Annotated in this window: 31 protein-coding genes; 26 read left to right on the top strand and 5 right to left on the bottom strand. The window is 50.4% G+C overall.

Translation table 11 applies throughout. From position 1 onward, the window contains the following. The first annotated feature begins 4 nt into the window (after positions 1 to 4). The 3 genes from PEH01S_RS12705 to PEH01S_RS12695 are packed head-to-tail and all read left to right on the top strand — an operon-like array spanning position 5 to position 2,379. A complete protein-coding gene (locus PEH01S_RS12705) occupies positions 5 to 781 on the top strand; it encodes a metal ABC transporter ATP-binding protein (protein WP_025847138.1) in 777 nt (258 codons plus the stop codon). A gap of 54 nt (positions 782 to 835) precedes the next feature. Further along, positions 836 to 1,639, top strand: a complete 804-nt coding sequence (locus PEH01S_RS12700; protein ID WP_025847137.1) for a metal ABC transporter permease — start codon at positions 836 to 838, stop codon at positions 1,637 to 1,639. A 23-nt stretch (positions 1,640 to 1,662) separates the two neighbouring features. Then, positions 1,663 to 2,379 (top strand): cytochrome c biogenesis CcdA family protein, encoded by a 717-nt coding sequence (locus PEH01S_RS12695; protein ID WP_127485815.1) that lies wholly within the window; start codon positions 1,663 to 1,665, stop codon positions 2,377 to 2,379. A 3-nt stretch (positions 2,380 to 2,382) separates the two neighbouring features. Here the strand turns inward: PEH01S_RS12695 and splB are convergent, their stop codons facing one another. Further along, the gene (gene splB / locus PEH01S_RS12690; RefSeq protein WP_127485813.1) at positions 2,383 to 3,444 is read right to left on the bottom strand and encodes a spore photoproduct lyase; all 1,062 of its coding nucleotides are present in this window, start codon (positions 3,442 to 3,444) and stop codon (positions 2,383 to 2,385) included. A gap of 242 nt (positions 3,445 to 3,686) precedes the next feature. Here splB and mntR point away from each other — a divergent pair, with 242 nt between their 5' ends. Both mntR and PEH01S_RS12680 read left to right on the top strand, forming a co-directional pair. Then, positions 3,687 to 4,109: a transcriptional regulator MntR gene (gene mntR / locus PEH01S_RS12685; RefSeq protein WP_025847133.1), complete on the top strand. Its 423-nt coding sequence runs from the start codon at positions 3,687 to 3,689 to the stop codon at positions 4,107 to 4,109. A 101-nt stretch (positions 4,110 to 4,210) separates the two neighbouring features. Then, positions 4,211 to 5,200, top strand: a complete 990-nt coding sequence (locus PEH01S_RS12680) for a patatin-like phospholipase family protein (protein WP_025847131.1) — start codon at positions 4,211 to 4,213, stop codon at positions 5,198 to 5,200. A gap of 64 nt (positions 5,201 to 5,264) precedes the next feature. On the opposite strand, the gene PEH01S_RS12675 is transcribed toward PEH01S_RS12680, so the two are convergent. Together PEH01S_RS12675 and PEH01S_RS12670 are read right to left on the bottom strand one after the other, a co-directional pair. After that, a complete protein-coding gene (locus PEH01S_RS12675) occupies positions 5,265 to 5,537 on the bottom strand; it encodes a hypothetical protein (RefSeq protein ID WP_025847130.1) in 273 nt (90 codons plus the stop codon). A 23-nt stretch (positions 5,538 to 5,560) separates the two neighbouring features. Further along, a complete protein-coding gene (locus PEH01S_RS12670; protein ID WP_025847128.1) occupies positions 5,561 to 6,487 on the bottom strand; it encodes a DUF1385 domain-containing protein in 927 nt (308 codons plus the stop codon). A 148-nt stretch (positions 6,488 to 6,635) separates the two neighbouring features. Here PEH01S_RS12670 and PEH01S_RS12665 point away from each other — a divergent pair, with 148 nt between their 5' ends. The 5 genes from PEH01S_RS12665 to PEH01S_RS34575 all read left to right on the top strand — a co-directional run bounded on the left by PEH01S_RS12665 (position 6,636) and on the right by PEH01S_RS34575 (position 10,178). After that, entirely contained in the window at positions 6,636 to 7,145 is a 510-nt protein-coding gene (locus PEH01S_RS12665) for a YqhR family membrane protein (RefSeq protein ID WP_127485811.1), read from the top strand. A 201-nt stretch (positions 7,146 to 7,346) separates the two neighbouring features. Continuing rightward, complete coding sequence (gene aroQ / locus PEH01S_RS12660) at positions 7,347 to 7,793, top strand: type II 3-dehydroquinate dehydratase (protein WP_025847125.1); 447 nt, start codon at positions 7,347 to 7,349, stop codon at positions 7,791 to 7,793. Positions 7,794 to 7,796: 3 nt separating this feature from the next. Further along, positions 7,797 to 8,870: a M24 family metallopeptidase gene (locus PEH01S_RS12655; protein WP_025847123.1), complete on the top strand. Its 1,074-nt coding sequence runs from the start codon at positions 7,797 to 7,799 to the stop codon at positions 8,868 to 8,870. A gap of 126 nt (positions 8,871 to 8,996) precedes the next feature. Next, the gene (gene efp, locus PEH01S_RS12650) at positions 8,997 to 9,554 is read left to right on the top strand and encodes an elongation factor P (protein WP_025847121.1); all 558 of its coding nucleotides are present in this window, start codon (positions 8,997 to 8,999) and stop codon (positions 9,552 to 9,554) included. 432 nt (positions 9,555 to 9,986) lie between these two features. Then, positions 9,987 to 10,178: a hypothetical protein gene (locus tag PEH01S_RS34575; RefSeq protein ID WP_164827809.1), complete on the top strand. Its 192-nt coding sequence runs from the start codon at positions 9,987 to 9,989 to the stop codon at positions 10,176 to 10,178. Between the two features lie 401 nt (positions 10,179 to 10,579). On the opposite strand, the gene PEH01S_RS12640 is transcribed toward PEH01S_RS34575, so the two are convergent. Further along, entirely contained in the window at positions 10,580 to 10,858 is a 279-nt protein-coding gene (locus PEH01S_RS12640) for a hypothetical protein (protein WP_127485807.1), read from the bottom strand. Between the two features lie 166 nt (positions 10,859 to 11,024). Between PEH01S_RS12640 and PEH01S_RS12635 the strand changes: the two genes are divergently transcribed. The 16 genes from PEH01S_RS12635 (at position 11,025) to PEH01S_RS12560 (ending at position 25,382) form a co-directional block, all read left to right on the top strand. Continuing rightward, positions 11,025 to 11,234 carry a helix-turn-helix domain-containing protein gene (locus PEH01S_RS12635; RefSeq protein ID WP_127485804.1) on the top strand — a complete coding sequence of 70 codons (210 nt, stop codon included), beginning with the start codon at positions 11,025 to 11,027 and terminating at the stop codon, positions 11,232 to 11,234. Positions 11,235 to 11,315: 81 nt separating this feature from the next. Beyond that, positions 11,316 to 11,846 (top strand): YfiT family bacillithiol transferase, encoded by a 531-nt coding sequence (locus PEH01S_RS12630; RefSeq protein WP_127485802.1) that lies wholly within the window; start codon positions 11,316 to 11,318, stop codon positions 11,844 to 11,846. A 428-nt stretch (positions 11,847 to 12,274) separates the two neighbouring features. Continuing rightward, complete coding sequence (locus PEH01S_RS12625) at positions 12,275 to 12,835, top strand: hypothetical protein (protein WP_127485800.1); 561 nt, start codon at positions 12,275 to 12,277, stop codon at positions 12,833 to 12,835. Between the two features lie 309 nt (positions 12,836 to 13,144). Continuing rightward, positions 13,145 to 13,564 (top strand): P-loop NTPase family protein, encoded by a 420-nt coding sequence (locus PEH01S_RS12620; RefSeq protein WP_246062900.1) that lies wholly within the window; start codon positions 13,145 to 13,147, stop codon positions 13,562 to 13,564. A 25-nt stretch (positions 13,565 to 13,589) separates the two neighbouring features. Beyond that, positions 13,590 to 14,045 carry an HAD domain-containing protein gene (locus tag PEH01S_RS12615; RefSeq protein WP_127485798.1) on the top strand — a complete coding sequence of 152 codons (456 nt, stop codon included), beginning with the start codon at positions 13,590 to 13,592 and terminating at the stop codon, positions 14,043 to 14,045. A gap of 3 nt (positions 14,046 to 14,048) precedes the next feature. After that, positions 14,049 to 14,531, top strand: coding sequence for a YfbM family protein (locus PEH01S_RS12610; RefSeq protein WP_127485796.1), 483 nt, complete (start codon positions 14,049 to 14,051; stop codon positions 14,529 to 14,531). Between the two features lie 284 nt (positions 14,532 to 14,815). Next, a complete protein-coding gene (locus PEH01S_RS12605) occupies positions 14,816 to 15,280 on the top strand; it encodes a MarR family winged helix-turn-helix transcriptional regulator (protein ID WP_036713076.1) in 465 nt (154 codons plus the stop codon). 181 nt (positions 15,281 to 15,461) lie between these two features. Beyond that, the gene (locus tag PEH01S_RS12600; RefSeq protein ID WP_246062899.1) at positions 15,462 to 16,406 is read left to right on the top strand and encodes an ABC transporter permease; all 945 of its coding nucleotides are present in this window, start codon (positions 15,462 to 15,464) and stop codon (positions 16,404 to 16,406) included. Beyond that, on the top strand, positions 16,403 to 17,227 hold the full coding sequence (locus PEH01S_RS12595) for an ABC transporter permease (RefSeq protein WP_127485794.1): 825 nt from the start codon (positions 16,403 to 16,405) through the stop codon (positions 17,225 to 17,227). The genes PEH01S_RS12600 and PEH01S_RS12595 overlap by 4 nt, the downstream gene beginning before the upstream one ends. Then, a complete protein-coding gene (locus PEH01S_RS12590) occupies positions 17,224 to 18,018 on the top strand; it encodes an ABC transporter ATP-binding protein (protein ID WP_127485792.1) in 795 nt (264 codons plus the stop codon). The genes PEH01S_RS12595 and PEH01S_RS12590 overlap by 4 nt, the downstream gene beginning before the upstream one ends. Further along, positions 18,011 to 18,895 carry an ABC transporter ATP-binding protein gene (locus PEH01S_RS12585; RefSeq protein ID WP_127485790.1) on the top strand — a complete coding sequence of 295 codons (885 nt, stop codon included), beginning with the start codon at positions 18,011 to 18,013 and terminating at the stop codon, positions 18,893 to 18,895. Before PEH01S_RS12590 ends, PEH01S_RS12585 begins: the two co-directional genes overlap by 8 nt. After that, a complete protein-coding gene (locus tag PEH01S_RS12580; RefSeq protein WP_127485788.1) occupies positions 18,816 to 20,426 on the top strand; it encodes a nickel ABC transporter substrate-binding protein in 1,611 nt (536 codons plus the stop codon). Before PEH01S_RS12585 ends, PEH01S_RS12580 begins: the two co-directional genes overlap by 80 nt. Before the next feature lie 123 nt (positions 20,427 to 20,549). After that, positions 20,550 to 22,376 (top strand): ABC transporter ATP-binding protein, encoded by a 1,827-nt coding sequence (locus PEH01S_RS12575; RefSeq protein WP_127485786.1) that lies wholly within the window; start codon positions 20,550 to 20,552, stop codon positions 22,374 to 22,376. Continuing rightward, the gene (locus PEH01S_RS12570) at positions 22,373 to 24,136 is read left to right on the top strand and encodes an ABC transporter ATP-binding protein (RefSeq protein WP_127485784.1); all 1,764 of its coding nucleotides are present in this window, start codon (positions 22,373 to 22,375) and stop codon (positions 24,134 to 24,136) included. The genes PEH01S_RS12575 and PEH01S_RS12570 overlap by 4 nt, the downstream gene beginning before the upstream one ends. A 250-nt stretch (positions 24,137 to 24,386) precedes the next feature. Next, on the top strand, positions 24,387 to 24,914 hold the full coding sequence (locus tag PEH01S_RS12565) for a hypothetical protein (protein ID WP_127485782.1): 528 nt from the start codon (positions 24,387 to 24,389) through the stop codon (positions 24,912 to 24,914). A 159-nt stretch (positions 24,915 to 25,073) separates the two neighbouring features. Next, entirely contained in the window at positions 25,074 to 25,382 is a 309-nt protein-coding gene (locus PEH01S_RS12560) for an NUDIX domain-containing protein (RefSeq protein ID WP_127485780.1), read from the top strand. 89 nt (positions 25,383 to 25,471) lie between these two features. On the opposite strand, the gene PEH01S_RS12555 is transcribed toward PEH01S_RS12560, so the two are convergent. Beyond that, positions 25,472 to 26,089, bottom strand: a complete 618-nt coding sequence (locus tag PEH01S_RS12555) for a histidine phosphatase family protein (protein WP_127485778.1) — start codon at positions 26,087 to 26,089, stop codon at positions 25,472 to 25,474. Positions 26,090 to 26,128 lie beyond the last annotated feature (39 nt).

Below are 26,128 nucleotides of genomic sequence, written 5' to 3'. Positions count from 1 at the left end.
TGCCATGCAAACCAATGCTCGCTTTGGATGTCATCAACAGATCGTCACGATCGATGACATCTTTTTTTCTTATGAAAATAAACCCGTGATCAGCGGCTTGAATTTCTCAATCCTGGAGCGCGATTTCGTCGGATTGGTCGGCTCCAACGGCGCAGGCAAGACGACGCTGCTGAAGATGATCGTCGGGCTGCTGAAGCCGGCCCGCGGCGAAATCCGTCTCTTCGGCCAGCCGATCGAGCAGTTCCGCGACTGGGAGCGCGTCGGATACGTGCCGCAAAAAAATGCGTTGAATCCGCTGTTTCCGGCTACCGTCCGCGAAGTCGTGACCTCCGGGCTGTTCGGCAAAAAAAATATGTTCCGCCGTCTGAGCAAGCAGGAGCGCAGCAAGGCGGACGACGCGCTCTACGCGATGCGGATCGAAGATCTGGCGGACCGGCGAATCGGCCAATTGTCCGGCGGACAGCAGCAGCGGGTATTCCTCGCCCGGGCGTTAATCAACAACCCGGAGCTGCTTATTCTGGACGAGCCTACCGTCGGCATCGACGCCGAGACGCAGGCCGGCTTTTTCCGGATGATCCGCCATATGCACCAGCATCACCACATCACGTTTATCATGGTCTCGCACGATATGGATATGATACAATCGTATCTCGGGGAAGACTCGGTGCAGAAGAGCGGCGGCTTATCGTTCTACGTCAAGCATACGCACGAGCCGGAAAATTGCCGCGAAACCGATCTGACCCACTCGATGCAGCAGCTTAGAGAGACGATTGAAGTATAACCCTGACCGTACAACGACGGCAGGATGCAGCGGGTAGATAGGAGAGAACTGGCTTTGGATATCTTTACCGAATACTTTTTTCAGCGGGCGCTGATCGGCGGCTTGTTAATCGGCTTGACCGCTCCGCTCATGGGCGTATTTCTCGTGCTGCGCCGCTTGTCGATGATCGGGGACACGCTCGCGCACGTATCGATCGCGGGGGTCGCGCTCGGATTTTTGATCAACGTTTACCCGATCGGCGTCGGGCTGCTGTTCGCCTTGCTGGCCTCGTTCGGCATCGAGCGGCTGCGCAAAGCGTACAAGACTTATGCCGAGCTATCGATCGCGATTATTATGTCGGGCGGCGTGGCGCTAGCCACCTTGCTGTTCACAATCGGCAAAGGCTTCAACATTAACGTTATGAGCTACTTCTTCGGCAGCATTTACACGCTGGACAATACCGACCTCTGGGTCGTCGGCGGCGTGGCGGCCATCGTCGTGGCTTTCGTGCTGATCAATTACAAAGAAATGTTCCTGCTCTTCTTCGACGAAGACGCGGCCGGCGTGAGCGGCCTGCCGCTGCGCTTCTATAATATTATGATCACGATGCTGACGGCGCTGGTCATCAGCGTCTCGATCAAAATCGTCGGAGCGCTGCTCGTGTCCTCGCTGCTGACGATTCCGGTCGCCTGCAGCCTGCTCGTCTCCCGCAGCTTCAAGCATTCGATCTTCTGGTCGATCCTGTTCTCCGAGCTTGCGGTTATTGCCGGACTTGTCTCTGCAGGCGTGTGGGACTTGGCGCCGGGAGCGACGGTCGTGCTGGTGCTGATCGCGATGCTCATCGGCATTTTGACGGTAAAACGGGGACTTCGCTTGTAAGGAACAAAGAGGTAAAGGAGTGAATGGTAGCCGTGGAACTTAACATTTGGATCGCGCTGTGGGCAGGCTTCGTTTCTTTCATATCGCCCTGCTGCTTGCCGCTGTATCCTTCGTATTTGTCCTACATAACCGGCGTTTCCGTCGGGAAGCTCAAGGACGAGCAGAGTGCCAAAGAAGTCCGGTTCAAGCTGATTACCCATACGCTCAGCTTCATTCTCGGGTTCTCTATCATCTTCTATACGCTGGGACTCGGGGCCAACGTCATCGCCAACGCTTTCCTGGACTACCGCGACTTGCTCCGGCAAATTTCGGCGATCATGATCTTTGTGATGGGACTGTTTCTGCTCGGCATTTTCCAGCCGCAGTGGCTCATGCGCGAGCGCAAGCTGCAGATCAAGTCGAGGCCTGCCGGGTACCTCGGCTCGCTGCTGATCGGCATCGGCTTCGCTGCAGGGTGGTCTCCCTGCATCGGCCCGATTCTGTCCGCGATGCTGATGCTGGCGGCAACCGAACCGAATTCCTGGCTGCCGCTCATTTCCGCGTATTCGCTTGGCTTCGCGATCCCGTTCTTCATTCTTGCGTTCTTCATCGGATCAACCAAATGGATCTTGAAATATTCCGCTACCATGATGAAAGTAGGCGGAGGCGTGATGCTCGTCGTAGCCGTGCTGCTGTACACGGATCAAATGACCCGGATCACGATCTGGCTGCAGGGAATTACGCCTTCCTGGATCGGCTGACGCTCAGGTGAAATAATCGATCTTCGCCTTCGGAAAATGGGTGAAGATGCGTTCGCTGATGAATTCGCGCAGCGCCGCGGCCTGCTCGTCAGGGTAGACGTACTTGCCTTGACCCCATCGGCCCCATTTGTATTTCCGTTTGGCTTCGTCCATTTCCAGCTTCGTCTTCGGATAGCGCTGGTGGATAATATTTTTGGCCGTTTTCGTAAACCGGTGTTGAATCAATTCGAACGTCAAGTCAGAGGTCGCTTCCGGCGGAAGGGCCTCTTTCAATTTGTGCAGCAGTTCGCCGTAGCCTTCCTCCCAGCCTTCGTGCCAGATAATGGGGGCGATGATGAAGCCAAGCGGATATCCGGCTTTGGCTACTTTGCCGGCCGCCTCGATGCGCTCGTAGAAGCTGGAGGTCGCCGGTTCGAAGTTTTTGATGACATAATCGGCATTGACGCTGAACCGGAACCGGGTATGACCGTTATGCTTGGCATCCAGCAGCGGTTCCACATGGTGAAATTTCGTTACGAAACGAAGCCGGCCCAGCGGTTCCCGCCCCATAAATTCAATGTACTCCTTCAGCGAGCCCGAGATATGCTCAAGCCCGACCGGGTCCGACGTACAGGCCGCTTCGAACCGGGTAATTTCCGGAGCTCTTTCTTCAATATACTGCTTGGCCTGCTTCAGAATATCGTCGGTATTGACATAGACCCGGATATAAGGCTTCGCCCCGAGTGTCGTTTGCAGATAGCAGTAATGGCAGTGCGCCATACAGCCTGTCGCGATCGGTATGGCATATTCGGCAGACGGCTTGGACGTATCGAATTTCAGCGTTTTGCGGATGCCGACGACCAGCGTCCGCTTGGCGATCCGGTATTTCTCCAGATCGCTTTCGCCCGGAAGATTCGTGATCCGGTTATGAGACGTCGTCATGCGGATCGGAAGTCCTTCCTTCAGCGCCCATTCATGGATTCGCTTGCCTTTGGGGTAGTCCAGGGCGTCGGGCTCAAAATAGACGAGCTCCGGGACAAACACCTGCGTCTGGCGGATCGGGGGCGCGAGCAGCTCGGTGGCCATGTGCGTGATCCCTCCTGGTGGTACGAATCGGTTCAGACTTGCTTACGGAATGCGGCTGTGATATAGTTAAGAACGCTTGTAACGACCTTAGGATGCTTCATTCACTCGGTGCGCACACATGGGAATTTGCTGTGCTGCACATGAGGTTTTTGTCTTTCACAGCAAAGGCTTGCTTTGCATAAATCAATCAGTGTATCATAAAATTACCGAGATTCGTCTTTGGAACACGGGAGGAACGCGGAATGGCTACGCCCAGTATGGAAGATTATTTGGAACGAATTTATAAATTAATCGATGAGAAAGGGTACGCGCGCGTTTCCGATATCGCCGAAGGATTAGAAGTGCATCCGTCTTCGGTGACGAAAATGATTCAGAAGCTCGACAAAGACAACTACTTAATTTACGAAAAATACCGCGGTCTTGTACTGACGTCCAAAGGGCAGAAGGTCGGAAAACGGTTGGTGGACCGTCATCATCTGCTGGAAGAGTTCCTGACGACAATCGGCGTTTCGGAAGAAAATATTTATAAGGACGTCGAAGGCATCGAACATCACTTGAGCTGGGACTCCATCACCTGCATCGAGACGCTGCTTGAATATTTCAAACGTGACACTACCCGCGGCGAAGAGCTGCTGCGCCTGAAGAAAGAGCTGGAAGAATCGTAAGTCTCCGAGAATCGGGGGCTTTTTTCTTTTGCAGGCATAAGGACAAAGCGTCGCCTCATACATACTCTTGGAGAGATTTTGCGGGGAAGAGGGGATGCGGGGTGAGAATCAATGCCGTGTTCGAAGGCGGAGGCGTGAAGGGAATCGCGCTTGCAGGGGCCGTGTCGGCGGTGGAGCAGCTCGGACATTCGTTTCATCAGGTGGCGGGCACGTCCTCCGGGGCGATCGTCGCCTCGTTGGTCGCGGCGGGATACCGTGCGGACGAAATGAAGGAGGTTATCGAAGCGACGCCTTTTCGCGCGTTCCTGCAGCGCTCCCGAATCTTCGACACGAAGCTGGTCGGTCCGATGGCCCGTTTGTTTATCAAGAAAGGCCTGTATTCCGGAGAGGCGCTGGAGCATTGGGTCCATAAGCTGCTGTTGGCCAAGGGCATTCGCACGTTCGGAGATCTGAAGCCGAATCAGCTTCGCATTATCGCCTCCGACATCTCCAGCCGCAAATTGCTCGTCCTGCCGGACGACATCGCTCATTACGGCATCGATCCCCGCCGGTTCATGATCGCGAAAGCCGTTCGGATGAGTACGGCGATTCCTTATTTCTTCGATCCGGTGATCATCCGCAAATCGTTCGAGCACCGTCTCCCGGGAGAAAAATTCATCGACCAGTTCGTGTACATCGTGGACGGAGGCTTGCTGAGCAACTTTCCGCTGTGGATCTTCGATTCGACGGAAGCGCCGCCGATCGATCAGATGATCCCGACCATCGGCTTCCAGATGGTGGGCCGCGGCACAGGGCAGCCGAACGCCATTCACGGTCCGGTCAGCATGATGCGGGCCTTGTTCTCGACCATGCTGGAGGCGCACGACGACCGGTATATCCAAGAAAGCAACCGGTTCCGTACGGTCAAAATTCCGACGCTCGGCGTCAGCATCACCGACTTTGACATATCGACCGAGCAAAGCCTGAAGCTGTTCGAATCCGGGCAGCGGGCGACGCATGCCTTTTTCGCGCATTGGAAGATGACCGAGTACAAGCACAACTATTTGACTCACGTCTGCCGGGTTCCGAACCGCTTTTCCAAGAAGGCTTGAAAAAACAACAAAGCGGCAAGCGCTCTTGGAAAGAGGCTGCCGCTTTTTTAAGGTTGCGAACAAATCAATGGTATTTGGGCGGTTCATCCGAGCCGTCCTTATTGCCTTGAATGACGCGGAACGTGGCATTGCGCCGCTTTCCTTTTTGAAACCGGGAGGAGGACGGCCGTTTCGGTTGTCTCCATCGGTTCGGCGGGAACTTGTACAGGAAGAAAATCACGCCGAATACGAGAATCGGGATGATAAACGTGCCCGGATTGGAGAGAATACTAGCCAGTATCCCGATGGCGATCAAGCCGAAAATCACGTAAGCGACCGTGCTGTTGCGGTTTCTCATGCAGGACCCCTCCTTGTCTAAGGTTAAATTTGCCGGTCGAGCTCCCGCATCCGGTTGAAGGAGGCAATGGATACTTCCACTTGGGAATCGTCCGGTTCTTTTGTCGTGAGCAATTGCAGCCACAGGCCGGGATAGCCGAGGAAACGAAGCACCGGAATGTCCCGCAGGCTGTTGGTGAACCGCAATACTTCATAAGACACGCCGATCACAAGCGGAAGCAGCACGATCCGTTGAATGATCCGCTCCAGGAACGAATCGTATTGAAAGAACGAGTAGATGACGACGCCGACGATGACGGTAAAGACGATGAAGCTGCTGCCGCACCGGTAATGCAGCGTGCTGAACTTCTGCACGTTCTGGACGGTCAGCTCCAGGCCGGCTTCGTATGCGCTAATGACTTTATGTTCGGCTCCGTGGTATTGAAATAAACGTTTGATCATCGGCGTAAGCGAAATAAAATAAATATACCCGACAAGCAGGATAATCTTGATCAAGCCTTCAATCAGGTTATGACCGATCTGGTTCTCGAACAAACTTCCGAACAGCATCTGCTCGATCGTCGGCGGAACAAGCGTGAACACGAACTTTCCGAACAAAAAGGATAAAATCCCGACGACTGCCACCCCGAGAATCATGGAGATTTTGCCGGTCAGCGATTCCTTCTTCTCTTCCTTAACCACACCTTCTTCCTCGGCAAACACCTCCGCCGAAAAATTCAAGTGCTGCGCCCCTTTGGCGCTTGCTTCCACAATCCCGACAATCCCCCGGATCAGCGGAATTTTCTTCAACGTCTGGACCCAGCCGATTTCTTTTCTGGGTACCTCAAGATAATGGATGGAATTATCTTTTCGGCGCACCGCCGTAACGTTCACCTTCTGGCCGGCAAACATGACGCCTTCAATCACGGCTTGGCCGCCGTAAATGGCATTTGGCTGATTCTTTTCCGACAATACGATACACCTTCTTCTACTATGAATAAATAACGATAAATGATGCCATATCTGTATTTTAGCGAATCCGCCGTCATATTGCCACTTGTTTATCGGTGGAACTTTTGCACATACTAGTGGATATCCGAAATCGAGGAGGGATTTGGGCATGAATCGCCGACGCGATGCGAAGCCTCGTACGAATCGATGGAGATTCGCGGTACATATCGGCTTTTTCGCCGGGTTGATCTGGGGCGGGGTTCAAATGCTGGCCAACTATTTTCATTTTACTTCGCTATCGCCGGGATTTTTGATCGAGCCCTTGTACAAGCATTCTTACTTGATGACATGGCGGGGATATATGCTGGGATGGCTGGCGTTTATCGCCCTGTCCGTCGTTGCCGCTTTATTGTATACGCTCATGCTCGCTAAGGCGATCGGTCCGTGGTACGGAATCGGGTACGGCGTCGCCTGGTGGGCGTTCTTGTTCCTGCTGGTCGGACCGATCACCGGGATGATGGATTGGATCGCCTATCTGGATCTAAATACGGTTCTGACTCAAGCATGCCTGTTTGTGCTCTGGGGATTGTTTATCGGCTACTCCATCAGCTTCGAGTTTACGGACGAGCGGGAACGGGAGCCGTTTGCCAGAAGCCGGGACGAACCCGAGCTAACCTAAAATTCACCCGGCCTGCAGACGGTCGCCACAATGTGCGCTATCGGTTCTTTCACGCTTTGATGAACAATTCGGATTACCTAAACATTGGTAAAACCGCTTTATTTGGCCGCCTGAGCCCGCAAAAAAAAGTTCTCAAACCGGGGAAGGTTATGGTAAAATGGCTAAGTGTGTGCGGATTTATCAGGTTGGGAGGTTTCACGGATGAAGCACATTTTGTTGTTGAACGGACCGAATTTGAACATGCTTGGCATCCGGGAGCCCGGCGTCTACGGCAGTCTGTCGCTTCAATCGATAACGGACAGGCTGGCCAAGCTGGCGGAGGAGCTCGGGGTCGGATTGGAATGCTATCAATCGAATCATGAGGGCGATCTGATCGACCGCATTCATGCCGCCTATGGGCAGAAAGCCGGCATCTTGTTCAATCCGGGCGCGTTCACGCATTACAGCTATGCGATCCGCGATGCCATCAGCGCTGTAGGCATCCCGACGGTTGAGGTACATATTTCGAACATTCATAAAAGGGAAGCCTTCCGCCACGTATCGGTCATCGCCCCGGTAGCCGTGGGCCAAATCGCGGGCTTCGGCGCGAACAGCTACGAGCTGGGCTTGCGTGCGCTGGTCCAGTATATTGATAGCGCGGAGGGATAGCAAATGCAGCAACAGCGAATCGGACGGCTGCGCAGCCTCTTGGAACAAAAAGGCTTGCCGGCGCTGCTCATCACGAATGCGACGAACCGGAAATATATGACGGGCTTCACCGGATCGGCAGGCTACGTGCTTCTTACGGCCGATCGGGCCGTACTGCTGACCGACTTTCGTTACGTAACACAGGCATCGGAGCAAGCGGCAGGCTACGAGATCATCGAGCACGGGCCCAAGGTCGCGGAATCGGTCCACGATCTGCTTCGCAAATGGGGAATTACCAAGCTCGGCTTCGAACAAACCGACCTCAGCTACGGCACTTACAGCAGCTACGCCGAAACGCTCGGCGGGATTGAATTCGTGCCTACGGGCGGATTGGTCGAGTCGCTCCGCATGATCAAGGACGATGAGGAGATCGCCGTCATGCAGCAGGCGGCCGATCTGGCGGACCGCACGTTCGTCCACATTCTCGGGCTGTTGAAGTCCGGGGTCAAAGAGCTGGACATTTCACTGGAAATCGAAATGTTCGTACGCAAGCATGGCGCGGCTTCGACTTCGTTCGAAACGATCGTTGCCTCCGGCGAACGCTCTGCGCTGCCGCACGGCAAAGCCAGCGACAAAATCATTGGAACCGGCGAATTTGTCACGCTCGATTTCGGAGCCTATTACAAAAGCTACTGTTCCGACATTACCCGTACAGTCATCGTCGGTACGCCGACGGATAAGCACCGCGACATCTATAAGATCGTTCTGGAAGCGCAGATGGAAGCGCTCGAGCGAATCAAGCCGGGAATGACCGGCAAGGAAGCGGATGCCGTCGCACGCGATATCATCAAGCGTTACGGCTACGGCGATCATTTCGGCCACGGCACCGGACACGGGCTCGGGATGGAAGTTCACGAAGCGCCGCGGCTGTCGGTGCAGGGCGATGTTGTACTGACTCCGGGCATGGTGGTTACCGTGGAGCCCGGCATTTATTTGCCAGGCTTCGGCGGCGTCCGGATCGAGGACGATATCGTCATCACGGAAACGGGCAATCGGAGGTTAACACAATCCAGCAAAGACTTGATTGTGATACCATAACTTTACTGCAACTTGGTAGCGGCATAAACCAAGGCGAAGGCAAGGATAGGTCCGGACGATCCGGGAACTGATTCTTACAAGGCTTGAGGCACTGTCGTCTGCTCACATTTTAGGGAGGTTTTTGTAGTGATTTCAGTTAACGATTTTAAAACAGGCTTGACCATTGAAGTAGACGGCGACTTGTTCACCGTTATCGATTTCCAGCACGTTAAACCGGGTAAAGGCGCTGCCTTCGTCCGCTCCAAGCTGAAAAACCTGCGCAACGGCAACACCGTTGAGCGTACGTTCCGTGCGGGTGAGAACGTGAGCCGCGCTCACATCGAAAACCGTCAAATGCAGTACCTGTACGCCAGCGGTAAAGAGCATACGTTCATGGATACCGAAACGTTCGATCAAATCAACCTGGAAGAAAAACAAATCAAGTGGGAACTGAACTTCCTCAAAGAAAACATGAACATCAACATCATGAGCTACCAAGGCGAGATCCTCGGGATCAACCTGCCGAACAGCGTCGAGCTGAAGGTTATCGAAACCGAGCCGGGCGTCAAAGGCAACACGGCGCAAGGCGCGACCAAGAACGCGAAAGTCGAAACCGGCTTGAACGTTCAAGTGCCGCTCTTCATCAACGAAGGCGACGTGCTCTTGATCGACACCCGCGAGGGCCAATACATCTCCCGCGCTTAATTGAGCGGCGGAAAATCCTTACCTTTCTTCGGAGAGGTGAGGATTTTTTTTGTTGGGCTGGGTTCTCCTGAAATATGGTAATATTGATTTGACCGGCACGAAAGTGGAGTTTACATATGAGAGTTGATAACCCAACAATGGATGATTTCGAGCGAGAAATAATGGAGTAGCCACGGCGCTGCTAAGGCATGTTTTGAGACTTATTGATGTGACGGGCAGAAGTAACCGTCATTACATTTAATGAAGATATTCCGGATGGGAGACCTGCAAGAAGATTGTATCAAAGTTTGGCCCGATTATTGAAACGGTACCAATAAAAGATTATAAGCGCGGTCTTAGTAAGATCGGGCAGATTCAGTTAGCCGTCGCCATGGATTTGGCAGAGAAGAGGCTAAACCATTGATATTGACGAATATGAGTGGAGTATAGCGCATGACGAACCAAATGAATAAAGAGTATTATTTTAAACACTTAGAGGCGGTTATAACGGACATAATTTCTATCGGAAATTCAGAACAAGATTTGAATGAAGAGACGATTAATAATATGTGGCGTATCTCATTAGACTTGGAATTGGTAAAAACTATAAAGTTGGTGACTATAGAGAATTCTTTTTTAAAGTAATCCAAAACAGACAGGAGCAAGTATTTCGTTCGCCTCGGAATCATGGAATGATATTTTATTTATGGTTTGATCCGTTGGCTTGCCAGCTAAGGTTCAATTTAATATCGGCTTTGCATGGGCGTCTACCGTTTCAATGTAATCTTGAATTTGTTGAAAACATGGATGAAATAATAATAGATTTTTTAAATTCCCCTTTTCATAACGGTTTACCGCTTCAAGGTTATTAAAGATCTACAAAAGAATCCTAAATAAAGCATTGTGTTTGTAGGATGATGAAGCGCAATGCAATACAGTAAGCTCTTGGAGGTCAAAGCCAATTTGCGAAGATGACATATGAAATCTGTGCTGTCTGTCAGAGGCATCAGTCGTCTATATATTTAAAAGAACAGTTATCCGACGGTTTAACCGCCGGACAAGATTCTGCTCAAAGAAACTCCGTCTTTTAGGCCTTGCTCGTACATGATCGATTCAGCAAGTCCTTGCAGGATATTGGATTTGTATTCATATTCGTATAGCAACATTTTGGAGTCGTCTGGCAGTTGATTGTAAATATCTTTAAATAGCTTAATGCAATAGGTATTCAATTCGTTGTACTTCCCTAATTCTTTTAAAGAAGTTTTACCAATAACATCGGTACGATTCGTTATAAATTGATTAAAAGCTAAGTTAAATTCGAGCATAGCACAAACCTCCATCATTTATAATAATGAATAAATGTTTAATTTGTTGAATATAACTTTATCATATTGAATTTTATTGTCAAGAGAACACGAAAATAATTTTGATTAACTAAATTTTAATCGCTATAATTGAAGAAAAGTTTAGTCTATTGAAAGGGATGCAGTGATGATAAGCTATAAACCGTTACAAAAATTACTGATCGATCGAGACATAAAGAAGCAAGAATTAATGAAGAGGACAGGAATTTCGTCTGCGACTATGGCGAAATTGAATACCAACGAGTATGTGTCATTAGAGGTCATTGATAAGATTTGTGCAGCATTGAATTGTCAGCCCGGAGAGTTGCTGGAATATATAGGTGACGAGGTAAAGTAATAAAAAGAGTGTTTTCGGAGCTCAGCCTACGGACCTTACGCCGGGGACAGCATGGATATTTTCGAGGAGGTCAATCTCAAGATGAATGAAGACATTTTGCGGTATCCGATCGGCCAGTTTACGCCAAGGGCTGTTACGTCAGAGGAAGAACGTAACAATTACACGAAAGAAATAGGGGAACTTGTTCCTTCTCTTCGCAAGATTGTGCGAGACCTCAATGAGGATCAGCTTCAAACTCCGTATCGGTCTGGTGGCTGGACGGTGCGACAGGTCGTTCATCACATGGCCGATAACGATATCAATGCCTACCTGAGATTAAAGAGAGGATTAACCGAAGAAGAACCTATGGCCAGTTCTTATCGTCCCAATGTATGGGCCGAGCTTAACGATTATAAGGAGACCCCGATCGAAATTTCCCTGGTCCTTCTAGAGTCGCTTCATCATCGGCTCATCCATGTGATTTATGGTTTGAAGCCGGCCGACTATAATCGAAGATTCAATACGGAAGTCCTGGGTTGGATTACGGTGGATGTGGCGATTCAAAGACTTATTTGGCATAACAAGCATCACACATCCCACATTCAATCTTTAGCAGAACGCATGAACTGGTAAGGATTGGGGTGGGGATGACTCTATGCAGGATGTTCAATTTTTGAAAATCGGATACATTTTCACAACTACCCCTTCCAGGCATCCCGTATATACCCCACTGGCAGTGTCGCTTCGGAAGATATTTCTGAAATTTTGAATACCAGATTCCCTCCCGAAGTTAGATTGAAGAGCGACGAAGTCCTTTTTGTCTCGGCCATTCATAAAGAAACCCTGGAAAGGTTTGCGAAAAGCAATAAGATCCCTATTGTTTCGAGGGTGGATACTTGGGGCTTCATCTGTGAGGAGTTTCTGGATACCGAGTTCTCGGACGAGGATATGGAACAAGTGTATCAGCTCTTAGAACATGAAGGATTAGATCGAGACTTTGAGAGAAATAGGTAAAATAGAGTCTTATTACATAAATCATATCCAGGAGAGGAAAGCAGCATATGTCTAACCAACCATCGCATCGACTTGGTCCGGCTTATCTTGAGGGAGTAACCGTAGCTGAAAAACCGGAAAATTGGGTGGAACAAGAATGGACAGGTAAATTGCAGACAAAAGAAGGCCGAACCCAGTTTCGCCTGTATTATTACGGAGAGCTGATCGATGATCTGATTGTGGCCACCGATTTCGCTCCCCAACTGGTTGTGGCCGAGGATCCGATTGATGGTGAACGGTACCTTCTGTTCGACGGCTGCAAACACGGCTATAACGCCATGCTGTGCGATACTTATACGGCTGAGCAGCAAAACAACCGGACGCCCTTATTGCCCTACCTGAGTAAAGAGGGTGAGGATACTTTTGAGGTTTACATCACGGCCTTCTATAACGTCGATTGGGATGAAGAATTTTCGGACGATGTGGACGAAGACGGGCAGCTTGAATTAATAAGCGGCGAACGAGTCGATTTCGACGTGGCGAAGCGCAACGGGTATGATGCGCTCGGTATAGACATCGTGAATAACAAAGGAGAAAAAATCGAAATCGTGCAGGAAGAGCTTGCCTGAATGCACTAAGGAATAAGCTCTCTGAACGCAGCACGCTGGCTGGCCCAATTTTCATGAAATTGGGCCATTTCCATTTCGTTGCCAAGCTGGCGACTATCCACAAAAAGTGTGCTAGAATAGGAGAAAAAGATTTTGGAAAGGTTTTGAAGATAACCCTGCACCTTGCCCGACCTAACGTGCTTAGCATTGATACTCGGGGAGTTGACGATCATTAAGATTAGAATTATTGGTTCTTGCGGCAGCGGCAAGTCCTCGTTAGCCAGAGAGATTTCAAAACAGTATGGTATACCCTGTTTCGAGCTAGACAATATGATCTGGGATCGAAGTGCGGAAAATCTTAAATATCCGGAAGAAATTCGCAATAAAACATTCCAGGAGATCATTCATAAGGAATCTTGGATTATTGAAGGGGTTCAGTACAGTGCTTGGACCATGGAAAGCTTTATCCAATCCGATATGATTATTATTCTTAATCCCAGTGTGTATATAAGAGACTACAGAATCATAAAAAGATTTATCAAATCAAGAACAGGGATTGAACCATGGAATTATAAGCAATCGATCGGCAATTTAATCAAGATGATTGTTCAATGGAATCACGGTTACCAACTCGAAAAACTTCTAGAAGTAACCAATGCATTTCAACATAAGAGATATATCGTAAGGAACAGACAAGAGACATTAAAGATCCTTCAAGACCACTTTTTAGTAGGACAGGAAAAGTCATAACCTAAAATAAGAGAAGAGAAAAAGTATGAAATTAATCTTTTTGGACATCGACGGAGTACTGGTTACTTCCAGACATATGGTGCAAAGTAAGAAATATTTTGGACATGAGTTTGATCCGGAATGCGTCAGGAATTTACAAGAGGTACTGGAAATAACTGAAGCTAAGATTGTCGTCAGCTCGTCTTGGAGAGAAGGCAGGACCTTAAAGCAATTACAATCTATTTTTGAAATCAACGGAATAAAGAATGTAATTGGAATGACTCCCATAATTGAAGGGGCCATACGGGGCAAAGAAATTATGGAGTTTTTAATCCACAGTTTGAATAGTGGTTGGGAGGTCGATAGGTTTGTGATTATTGACGATGAAGAAGAGATGGGGGAGTTAGACGCTCACCTGGTGGAAACAAGTTTTGAGACCGGGATTAGCAAGACAGTAAAGGACAAGGTTATTCATTCTTTAGTTCATAAGACAGAGGTGTAAACTATGGGGATGACAGGAAACTTATTGCAAATATCGGTAGAAAGATTAGATAGAATAAAATCCGGGGAAGAGAACTTAATGGATATCATTTTTACTGAAGATCGTGAGGTGGATTTGTTAGATATAGATAAAGCTTGGCATGCGATTCATTTTATTTTAAATGGCAGCGCATGGGAAGGGGAGTTACCGTTGGTCAATACGATATTAGGAGGAACGGAAATCGGAGAGGATATAGGGTTTGGACCCGTGAGATATTTAACAAACGAAGAGGTGAGATGCGTTGCATTGAGTCTATCCAATCTAAGCGAGAAAGAACTGAAGAATCGATTCGATCCCGATAAGATGAACGAACTGGAAATTTACCCAGCCTTGGATTGGAACAATCAAGGTGATCCGGAATATGTTTTTACTTATTTGGAACAGGTAATCAACTACTATCTCGATGCATCGCGTAAAAATAATGCCATGCTATTATATATGACATAAACCGATTTTGCAGTGCGCAGCTCAGGGGAGGTTCCAAAGGGGCTTAAAAACAGAAGTGGTGGATGAAAAACTCATTGGATGAAGAATGACGTATGTGCAGGAACTTGGAAAATCAGTCATACAAGCGCTACATGAGAACGAATAGCATGTGCGCGTATAACTTTCAAATCGTCAGCCGAGATCTACGCGTCTGGCGATTTTGCGTTATGCCGGTCCGTATGCCTTGACAAAAAGTGTATAGGTGCTATATACTTTTTGGAGCGAGGCGGTGATCGAAGTTGGAGATGGATGAGTTACGCAAAACAGAAATCAGCTACAACTTTTTAGGTGCGGCATACGCGTATGTTGAGTATGAAAAAAACACGCACTTTTTAAAAACCAAAGACGGAAAACAAATCTATTATACGGAAATTCATATTGTTTCCGAGATTAAGGAAAACGAAGGGATTCATATTACCGCTTTGGCGGATAAGCTTGGCGTGACTGTTGGAGCCGTTTCACAAATTGTAATTAAACTCGAAAAAAAAGGTCTGATCAAAAAAGAAAAGGACATTAAGAATCAGTCCAGATTTTTATTAAAGCTGACTCCGGAGGGGGAAGTCGTCCATCAGAACCATTTAAAGTTTCATGAAGAACTGGATCATCTGGTGTACGAACTATTAAAGGATGAATCTGAGGAGAAGGTTTTGTTCCTCAAGGATTTTTTAACCAGCTTACAAGGTAAATTGAGCGAGAAAGCGGGACAATAATTTTTTTGCCCTATCATTATAGCAGCTATAGACTTATTCCACCGTTAGCGGTGGAATAAGTCTATAGCTCTTCAATTGAGAATGATTATTATAATCAACCAAGGGGCAGAGTTACAGAAAAGCTAAATGCAAGCAAGCGATATGCTTTGGAAGGATCCCAAAGAAAGGAACGAAACGCGCATTGATTACTTATCTCCGAAAGCGATTGATTGGTCTTCTCGTTGTGTTGACCGGCGTCACGATCCTGTCCTTTTTGCTATCGAGTTTCACGTCGGTCGATCCGGCTGAAGCTTTGGCACGTCGAAGCCTGTTGAATCCAACACCTGAACAGATCGAAGAGCTCCGATGGAAGATGGGGCTTCATCTGCCGATACATCAACAATATTTTCATTGGTTGGGCAACGTTGTGAAGGGCGATCTGGGCATATCTCTTCTGACCAAAAATGCGGTCAGTTCCGATATTGCGCAGAAGCTGCCCGAGACGCTAAAGCTTGCAGGAATGGCGCTGGTTTGGATTATATTGTTGACCCTGCCCATAAGCGTCATTTCCGCTGTCAGACAAAATCGGTTCTTCGATCATGTGGTAAGAGGGATAACCATTTTGGGCATCTCAATTCCTAATTTCTGGATGGGGTTTTTGCTGCTTTTGGTATTTGCCATAGCAGTACCGGTTTTTAAAGTCATTGATTATGGAAATATGAAAAGCCTGATTCTTCCGTCGGTGGTTCTTGCCATACCTGTCGCAGCCACGTTCATTCGTTTATTTCGGGCAACCATCCTGTCTAACCTGAACAAAGATTATGTCGTTTATGCCAAGGCAAGAGGGATTAGCACCAAGCGAATTATAGGGGTGCACGTCTTAAGAAATTCACTTCCTCCCATGGTGACGCTGTTTTGTCAATATCTCGGGCTTATGGTGGCCGGAAGCGCGGTGGTTGAAAGTGTTTTTTCGATCCAAGGAATCGGAATGCACTTGGTCCATGCGATTCTGAGCCGCGATTTACCGACCGTCCATGGGTGTGTATTGGTCATCGCCTTTATTTTTGTCATCGGCAGAGCGCTTGCGGATATTGTCAATTGCTTATTGGATCCTCGGATGGTGGATCGTGGAGAGGTTCCTTTATGATCAAAGAAACGCTTAGAAACAAGCAGGCGCTGACGGGCCTTATATTAATTGCATTTGTATCGATCATTGCCGTACTGGCTCCGATCATCGCACCTAATGATCCGAACAAAATTGATCTATATAACAGGTTCCAGGCTGCGAACGCACAGTACCCGTTGGGGACGGATCAGTTAGGCCGATGCGTATTGTCCCGGCTGCTCATGGGTGCCAGTTATTCGATCGGGATTGCCGTGCCGATAATTCTCGTGCTGGGAACCGTCGGGATGACGGTCGGAGCGGCAGCGGCTTATGCAAGCAGGCGGTTGGAGCAGGTTTTTCTGATCATTTGCGATATGTTCATGGCTTTCCCGCCGCTAGTCCTTGTATTGTCGCTTATCGGGTCGCTCGGACAAGGGATGGTCAGTATTTTTGCGGCAATCTTTGTCTCGATGTGGGCTTGGTTTACCAAGGTGGTATGGACCTATGCGCGCATGGAAAAAGGCAAGGACTACATACTCGCGTCTCACATTGCCGGCTGCAGCGGGAGCAGGATCGTTTTCTGCCATATCATCCCCAATATTCTGCCGCAGATGGTTGTCTATGTAAGTACGGGGGCAGCTTCATTTATTCTCATGATCTCCGGATTTTCTTTTCTTGGGCTAGGGTTTGCGGCAGGAACGCCGGAATGGGGCGCGATGCTTAGCGAAGCAAGATCGCATTTTTATTCGCATCCGACGCTGGTCGTTTACCCGGGCCTATGCATTCTGCTTGCGGCAGCAGGGTTCAATCTGTTCGGGGAAGCGCTTAGAGATATCCTCTCTCCGGAGGAGGTGAGTGAATGAACAAATTGTTAGAAGTCAGCGGCTTGTGTGTTGCTCTCAAGCGTACAGCCCAGCCTATTGTCAACAACGTAAGCTTTACGCTTCGGGCAGGTACGGCGCTGGCTATTGTCGGTGAAAGTGGAAGCGGTAAGACTATGACGTGCAAGGCCATAATGCAGCTTCTCGATGCGAGCAGGTTTCGGGTATCCGGAAATATGCAATACGGAGAGGAAAAACCAATCTCAATGGATGATAAACGGATTCGGGCGTTATGCGGAACCAAAATCGCCATGATTGTGCAAAACCCGATGACGGCGTTTGATCCGACGGCCAAAATCGGGGCGCAAATCGTGGAAACGATAAGGGCTCATCAACAAATAAGCAGGCGGGACGCTTACGCTTCCGGGGTCCTCGCCCTTGAAAACATGAATCTGCCCCGCTGCGAGCAGTTGATGAACAGCTACCCGTATGAGTTGAGCGGGGGCATGCTGCAAAGGATTATGATTGCGCTGTCCCTGATTAACGGGCCGGAAATCATTATCGCAGACGAAGCCACCACCGCATTGGATGTCAACAATCAAAGCATTATTCTGAACGAACTCGAAAAAATGAAGAGAAGCGGCATCGGGCTGCTTCTTGTTACCCATGATTTTGGCGTTGCGGCAAAGCTCGCGGACGAAATGATCGTCATGCGGAAGGGGGAAATTATCGAAAGCGGTACCGTGTATGACATTTTTGCCGCCCCCCGGGAACCGTATACGAAGGAGCTGCTGGCGGCCAGTATTCTGGCAAGGGAGGATCGCCATGATTGAGATGGACAATGTATCCAAACGATATATGGCCAAAGACAAGCGCGGGAATAAAATACCGGTCGATGCCTTAAAGCAGGTATCCCTGTCGCTTGACCGCCATACAAGCTACGCCCTCGTAGGGGAAAGCGGCAGCGGCAAAAGCACGCTGGCCCGGATGTTGGTAGGTGTCGAACGGCCGACAAGCGGAGAGATCCGGTTCGATGGAAAAAACGTTGCTGCCATGCGCCCCAAAGAACTTCGCTTGAAAAGAGCGAAAATTCAGTTGGTGCTGCAAAACGCCCAAGGTGCGCTTGACCCTCGGCGCAGGGTCTATGATTCGATAGCGGAGCCCATCCGATGCTTGACGGATCTGAACAGATTTGAAGAGCGCAGCAAGGTCTTGGAATTAGCGGACCAAGTGCAGCTATCTGCGGCGCAGCTGGAGCGATTGCCTCATGAATTAAGCGGCGGGCAGTTGAAGAGAGTCTGCATCGCCAGGGCGATGAGCGTTTCCCCGAAATTCATCGTATTTGACGAGTCGGTAAGCGGGCTGGATGTGACGGTTAGAAAGCAGATCCTTGATTTGATTTTAGGGCTAAAAAAAGCGGGCTTGGGTGCGTTTTTGTTTATTACCCACGACATCGATGCGGCGCTCTATATGGCGGATAACATCTTCGTGATGAAAGAGGGCGCGATCGTCGAGCACATTGAGAATGCCGCTTCATATGCCGATTTCCGCCATGCTTATTCCAGGCTGCTGATTGACTCGCTTCCGCCGAAATCACCGGTTCATCCTATCGGAAAGGAGAAGGACGATCGTGAAGAAAACTGTTACGGTACTAGTGACTGCCGCGCTGCTGCTGACGGCCCTGGCCGCTTGCTCTCGGTCCGATCGTAATGATACGGCCCGTGAAATAACCGTGAGCGAGGGGTGGAATTTTGCGGGCGGTTTTTATCCGATTGAGACGTTCGTAGTGAACACCAATTACGGACCTGCGTTCTACATGTACAATTTCTACGAAACCCTTGTCAATTACAAGGACGGCGAGTTTGTTCCCGGCCTTGCGGAAAGCTGGGATATATCGAATGACGGGTTGGCGTATACGTTTCATTTGCGGAAGAATGTAAAGTTTTCCGACGGAACGGTGTTTGATGCCGAAGCGGTCAAGAGAAATCTGGAGGTCATCCCTCAAAATCTGGGGAAAGCCAATGGCAGTTATGGAACTGTGACTACCTTGTTCAAGCGGATCGTCGTTGTGGACCCGCATACGATAGAAGTGCATTTGACCGCTCCGTATTATGGGGTGCTGAAGGATTTTACATTGATCCATCCGATGGCTATGGTATCCCCGCATGCGTTCCATGAGGACGGGACCGTTAAGGACGACTTGAAAACATCCACTCTGGGCACGGGTCCCTACATGTATAAAGGAGATACGGACGGGACGACGTACACCTTTGTCAAAAATCCGCACTATTGGGGAAAGGAGCCTGAGACGGATCGCTTTCATGTCAAGGTGATTCCCGACAATGATGCAAGACTGCTGGCCTTGCGTAACGGAGAAGTGGATCTCATCGTGGGAACCAGGCAAATCACTTACGACGGATTGAACGAGATGAAGGCAAGCGGCTACGGGACACTTGTCTCCGAAGGGATTAACTACACTCGATACTTTGGGTTTAACGTTTCCAAAGCGCCTTTTAACGACCGGAATGTTCGTCTGGCGGCGAGCTATGCTCTTGATAAGCAGCGGATTTCCGAAAGCATACTATCAGGAATCGAAGCCAAAGCGGACAGCATCTTTGATCCGGCGCTGCCTTATTGCGACGTGAAACTCGAGCCTTACGGCCATGACAAGCAAAAAGCAATCGCATTGTTGGAGGAGGCAGGTTGGGTTGATTCCAACGGCGATGGGGTCCGGGAAAAGGACGGCGTTTCCTTGAAGGGCGAAATTCTTTATTCGAAGGACAATACCATGGTTGACGATCTTATGCTCGCCGTGGCCGCACAGTGGAAAGAGATCGGGATGGATATTAGGCTGAACGGTATGGAGATGACGGCTTATTATTCCGAATTGCAAAACAACAATTTTACAATAGCATACGGCATGACATACGGGAGTGCTTGGGATCCGTATACGTCCATAACCAACATGAAGCCTGGCCAAAAGTCCAACTATGCGGCAGCTCAAGCGCTTGAACTGGTCGAGGATGGAAGCAAGATCATCAATGCGCTGAACGTCACTGTCGACCGGAATGAAATCCGGAAAACCTATGATTTTATCCTGCGCGAGATTCACGATAACGCCATACTGCTTCCGCTTTCCTACACGAAAGAAGTGGCTGTGTACAACAAGTCTAAAATCAAGGACTATACCTTCAACGGGCAGCTTGCCTATATTGACATTGCCGCGATTTCGTTGAAATAAGGCACAAGGTTGGAGGTGACGGGGCAGTATGCTCCAAGTGTATAGCAGCTATAGTCTTTTTTGCGGGTAAGATAGAAGCAGAAATTTTGGGCAAGGTGCTTGAAGCACCGGAAGGGAGAAATCATGAACAATGAAAGTGTACCACACGAAAAGCGCAAGCTTCCGGCGTCAGAAGACCGTTCCGGTCCGTTCGCCGGAGAAGAAGACCAACGTCTCGTGCGTTCCGACGCGCTGGCGCGTTTGCTGCGGCCGGTTCGTACCCAGCTGTTTGTCTGCGCCCTGCTCTCGGCCATTGGCGCCGCTGCCGGCTTTGCTCCATACATTGCCGTTGCGGAGATCGCTCGGGTTCTGCTCACCGCCCCGGCTGCCGGTGCAGCCGCCACCGTGTGGACTTGGGTCGGCATCGGGATGGGCGGTGCGTGCTTGCGCCTGGTGATGGTGTTTGCGTCATCGCGGTTGGGTCATTACGCAGACGCGGCATTGCTGCACGACATCCGGGTGCGGATTATACGGCAACTAGGCGTTCTGCCGCTGGGCTGGATTCGCGCGAGCGGTTCCGGTGCCGTAAAGAAGCGGATGACCAATGACCTTGAAGAGATGCATGAGCTGATCGCGCATGCGCTCGGACAGGTGGTCGGCGCGGTCATAGCGATCGTTGTCGGCTTCACCTATCTGGTGTTTGTAGACTGGAGGATGGCGTTGATCACCATGGCCGTGCTGCTGCTCATGGGAATTTGTTACCAAATCGCGATGCGCTCGATAAGCACGCACATGGCCCGTCTGCTTGCTGCGGAAAGGCGTATCAGCGCCGCGAGCGTGGAATATGCGGACGGTATTCCCGTTGTCAAAGCGTTCGGCACCGGCGGACGAATCATGGACCGGTTTGCCGCTGCGGTACATGAGCATACTGTCGCGATGCGCATCTGGGTGACCGAAACCCGGTACAGCTCGGCGGCATCGCGGTTGCTGTCTTCCGAGATGACAGTGCTAGGTGCGGTCATGGTCGCCGGACTGTGGTTCGTGAGCAAGGACTGGCTCACAATGGCGGATCTGCTGCCGTTCCTCGTCGTCGGAATCGGCCTGCCTACGTCCATTATGCCGGCGATTCAAGGCTCGCAAGGCGTGCGAAAAGGGCGGCTCGCCGCGAGCCACATCGAGGATCTTCTCTCCCGCGAGCCACTTCCTGAGCCTGCTCAGCCCAAGCAGCCCGCGGGGCACAGGATTGAGCTGGATCACGTCTTCTTTTCGTACGACGGTGTCACCAACGCACTAACCGACATCAGTGCGGTCTGCGAGCCTGGAACCGTCACGGCACTCGTCGGCCCGTCCGGAGCCGGCAAGTCCACGCTGGCCAACCTGCTGCCGCGGTTCTACGATGTGACCGGCGGCGCGATCCGCATCGGCGGCGCCGATGTACGGGACATCTCCTCGGAGACGCTGCTGTCGTCGATGTCGCTTGTTTTTCAGGACGTCGTCCTGCTGCGCGATACGGTGACTGAGAATATCCGCATCGGGCGTCCCGGAGCAAGTGACGAGGAAGTGCGCGAGGCTGCCCGTGCGGCCCATATCCATCATGTCATTGAACGCCTCCCCCGCGGTTACGATACGATTCTCGGTGCAGGAGGCGGCGGATTGTCAGGCGGGGAGAGGCAGCGGTTGACGATCGCTCGTGCCATCCTATCCGGAGCGCCTATCATCGTGCTGGACGAGGCCACCGCCTCGCTCGATCCCGACGGCGAGACAGCCGTTCAGGACGCGCTGGCCGAACTCGCGGTCGGCAAGACCGTGATCGTCATCGCACACCGGCTCCACACGATCAAGAACGCCGACCAGATCCTTGTTCTGGACGACGGCCATCTCGTCGAGCGCGGCACTCACGACGAGCTTCTCGCCCGCGACGGACTGTACGCACGCATGTGGCGGGCTCAACAGAAAGGAGAATCTTTATGATCCGCAACCTCTATCGGCTATGGCCCAATCCGAAGCTGTTCATGCGCATGGGAGCGCTGCAGACCGTCCTCGCGATCCTGCAAGGACTTCTCCTCGGGCTGCTGGTACCGATCCTGACAGCGCTGCTGCAACCCAAACCCGACTTCGCGGCAGCAAGCCCGTGGTTGATCGTCGGTGCGATCGGTCTCATCGTCTATTGGGTGCTCACTGTCATCGCGACACCCGTCGGGTTCGATGCCAGCATAGACCTGGCTGCCGGGCTTCGCCACCATGTAATGAGACATATCGTAACCCTGCCGCTGGGCTGGTTCACTTCCGAACGCAAGTCCCGTCTCGCCCGTGCAGTCACGGCGGATGTAGGCATGGCCGCACATTTGGGGATAACGATCGGGCTGCCCGCGATCACCTCTGCGCTTGTTCCGATCACGATCATCGCGGTTGCCTTTACAATTGAATGGCGTATGGCCCTGGTGTTCCTCGCGATTATTCCGTTTGCGCTTCTCACTTTACGTCGTGCGGGCCGTATCGCTGGCATCGCGGACGCCGAGCTGGAAGAAGCAAACAGGGAGATCGCCGGACGCGCTATCGAGCTTGGTCAGGCTCAATCGGTATTGCGAGCAGCAGGGCAGGGCCGCACGGGCAGTATGCGGATGCGGGAGGCGTTGGACGAACACCGTCTGGTTTACCGTCGTGGGCTCAGCCGTTCCATGCTGCCCGACCTGTCCTTTATCGCTGTCGTGATGGGAGGCTTCATCGCCATCATTGTCGTCGGCGTGCACTTGTTCCTGAGCGGAACGCTTTCTGTTCCGAAAACGATTGCCTTGCTTGTACTTGCGGTGCGGTTTATGGAGCCTCTCGGCAATCTCATCGAGCTTATCGGAGCGCTGCACGCGATGCAGAACGCCGTCGGACGCATCCAGTCCATCCTGGATACCCCCGCGCTCCCGGTTAGCGCAAAACCCGTGAACCAACTTAGGCATGCTGGCGTAGAGTTCAAAGACGTGACCTTCTCCTACGGCGACACGCCCGCTTTATCCCATGTGACGTTTCATTGTCGTCCCGGCAGTACCACGGCGCTGGTCGGGCCATCGGGCTCAGGCAAGACTACCGTGACGCGGCTCATCGCCCGGTTCTTCGATGCCGATGCCGGAAGCGTATGCGTCGGCGGGGTTGACGTTCGCGAGCTCGACCACAGCGTCTTGTTGAACGACATTGCTGTCGTGTTTCAGGACGTCTACCTCTTCGATGATACCATCGAAGAGAACCTGCGGATTGCCCGGCCGGACGCCACACGCGAGGAACTTACCGAGGCAGCCCGCTCTGCCCGTCTTGAAGAGGTCATCGACCGTCTGCCTCATGGGTGGAACACCCGTGTCGGTGAAGCTGGCGGTCAATTGTCCGGCGGCGAACGTCAACGTGTGTCTATTGCGCGCGCCTTTCTCAAGAAAGCCCGCATCGTACTCATCGACGAAGCGGCATCCGCGCTCGATCCTGCGAACGAGCGCGCCATTGCCGAAGCCATCGCGGGCTTGGCGCGGGATCCGAACCGGACCGTAATCGTCATCGCCCACCGTCCATCGACGCTTGCTGCCGCCGATCACGTGATCGCGCTCGACGGGGGACGGGTCGCCGAAACCGGGACGCCGGCGGAGCTTCGTCAGGCAGGCGGTATCTTTGCCCGTCTCTATGGCCAGTATGAGCGCGCCCGAAGCTGGCATATCACGAAAGCGGGCATGACTGAACAAGACAGGCGGTCCTGAACGGTGAAGTTCTGCTGGAGATAGATGTGGATGAGCGAGGTCGGGCGGGGCGACTGCTTGCCATGCAGTATTCGGCTGCTCCAGCAGACAGCACTGTTCTTTTGTAAATGTTTGGAGCATCAGCTTTGTGCTTTGTCCACATGAAGTGTATCGGTAGAGGTTTTTGGCTTTGCAATCGAGAATACAAGAAAGAAGCGGTTTGCCGAATCGTTGTTAAATGCAAGCAAACCGATGCAAGGGAGGAATCAACTTGAATTCCAAAACGATAATAAGCTTAATTCATTTAGACGATGAGTTGAGGAAAGAATACAACCTGTCTCTTGGGTATTATATCGGCATTGATATTTGCAGGGAAGAAGGATCTAACTACAACTGTACGCCAAAAGATGCTATAGTTTTTGCTTTCACTGGCATGGGCGGCGACCATTTTGCCTTTGATACGAAGAACGGCACTATTAAAGACTTGGACAAGGCTCCGGTCTTATTTATTCAACCGATGATGTTTGATCATCCTGTAAAGCTGGTTGCGGAGCATATTCGAGATCTTTTTTCGATCTTTCTGACGCTTAAAGAATTTTATATTTTGGAGAGGTTCGATAGGTATCAAAAGGAGTCCGATATGGTGGAAGATCTCGAGAAACATTATAAAGACAGCATTGTCTCAAGACAGCATGAGATTCATTTTATTTCGGAACGGTTACAAGAGCGATTAAACATAACGCCAATTCCAAATTTGTTTCAGTACATAACCAAAATAAACGGTAAGGGTAATTTATGAAAGATAAACGAGAGCTAAAGTATATTTACCATGACGCTGTGATTACCGCATTAGAACTTCGAGACGAAAGTACGGTTTATTTGCACATAATTTTAAGTACCTTATTCTACAAAGAAACAAATAATAAAGTTATATTGGAATTGCATCAGATTTTAAACTATGAAGATTTCTTGGAGTACTTATGTGATCATAAATCGATTTCATTTCACTTGGATCAAAATATTGCTGCATAAGACCAAGAAAGGCAATGCATGGGTTTTGCCCGGCGGAAGAGGAGAGATTAACGAGGAGACGGGCAAAACGGCTATTCGGGAATTTACCGAAGAATTAGGGTTGAACGTCAAAGTTGCCCGGGCGGAAATAACGATTCCCGGCGAGGAATTTATTGAACCGGAGCAGCTTTTACCAAAAATTTCGGAAGACCATGAAATTAAACATATCATAAATACCGAACAATTATCGGAATAACACAAGGTCGGCAGCTTCCGGGAATACCGTCTTATACTTAGAAAAACGTTCCGGTTGCCGCCGCTTGATGTTAAACCCTGCTCGCCGGATTATTCCCGATAGTGAGAGGTGTCGCCGTACAATTCGACTTTGGGTATATCGTCATTCATCCTTATTTTGCACAGGGCAGTCGGGTGGATGTCGGACATGCCTCCAATCTCATGCAGCTGCTTCCCCATAAAATAACTCATCACGACTTTTAAAGTGATCCGGTGAGTTACAACAAGCACTTGCTTGCCTTTATGCTCTGCAAGGATATGGTTAAGTGTGGGGATCGTCCTTTCGAGCAATTCCGAATAGGTTTCTCCACGACCTGTGGGACGGTACAAATGCGGCGCATTGAAAAAATGATCGTATTCATTGGGAAATTGTTGTTGAATATGGTCAACTTGTTGACCTTCCCATAGCCCCATATGAATTTCTTTGAGCGAATCGAGCGTTGAGATTTGTACCGGGCGATTTCCCGAGAGAATTCGAGCCGTGCTGAATGCCCTGGGGCTGGAGCTGGAATAAATGGCGTCGAAATGGACATTCTCCAAACGCTCCTTCAACCATTCCGCTTGCTGCATACCGTATTCGGTAAGAGGAGAATCCAGATGGCCTTGCATTTGCTTTTTCAAATTCCATTCCGTTTGACCGTGCCGGGTTAAATATACAGTCGTTTGCATTATTTTAATTGCCTCCTCATGGTGTATATTGCCGCGGGT

Source organism: Paenibacillus ehimensis NBRC 15659 (assembly GCF_004000785.1).
Lineage (GTDB): Bacteria > Bacillota > Bacilli > Paenibacillales > NBRC-103111 > Paenibacillus_G > Paenibacillus_G ehimensis.
The sequence above is the reverse complement of the archived record's forward strand: the minus strand, read 5'-3'. Positions and strand labels throughout refer to the sequence as shown.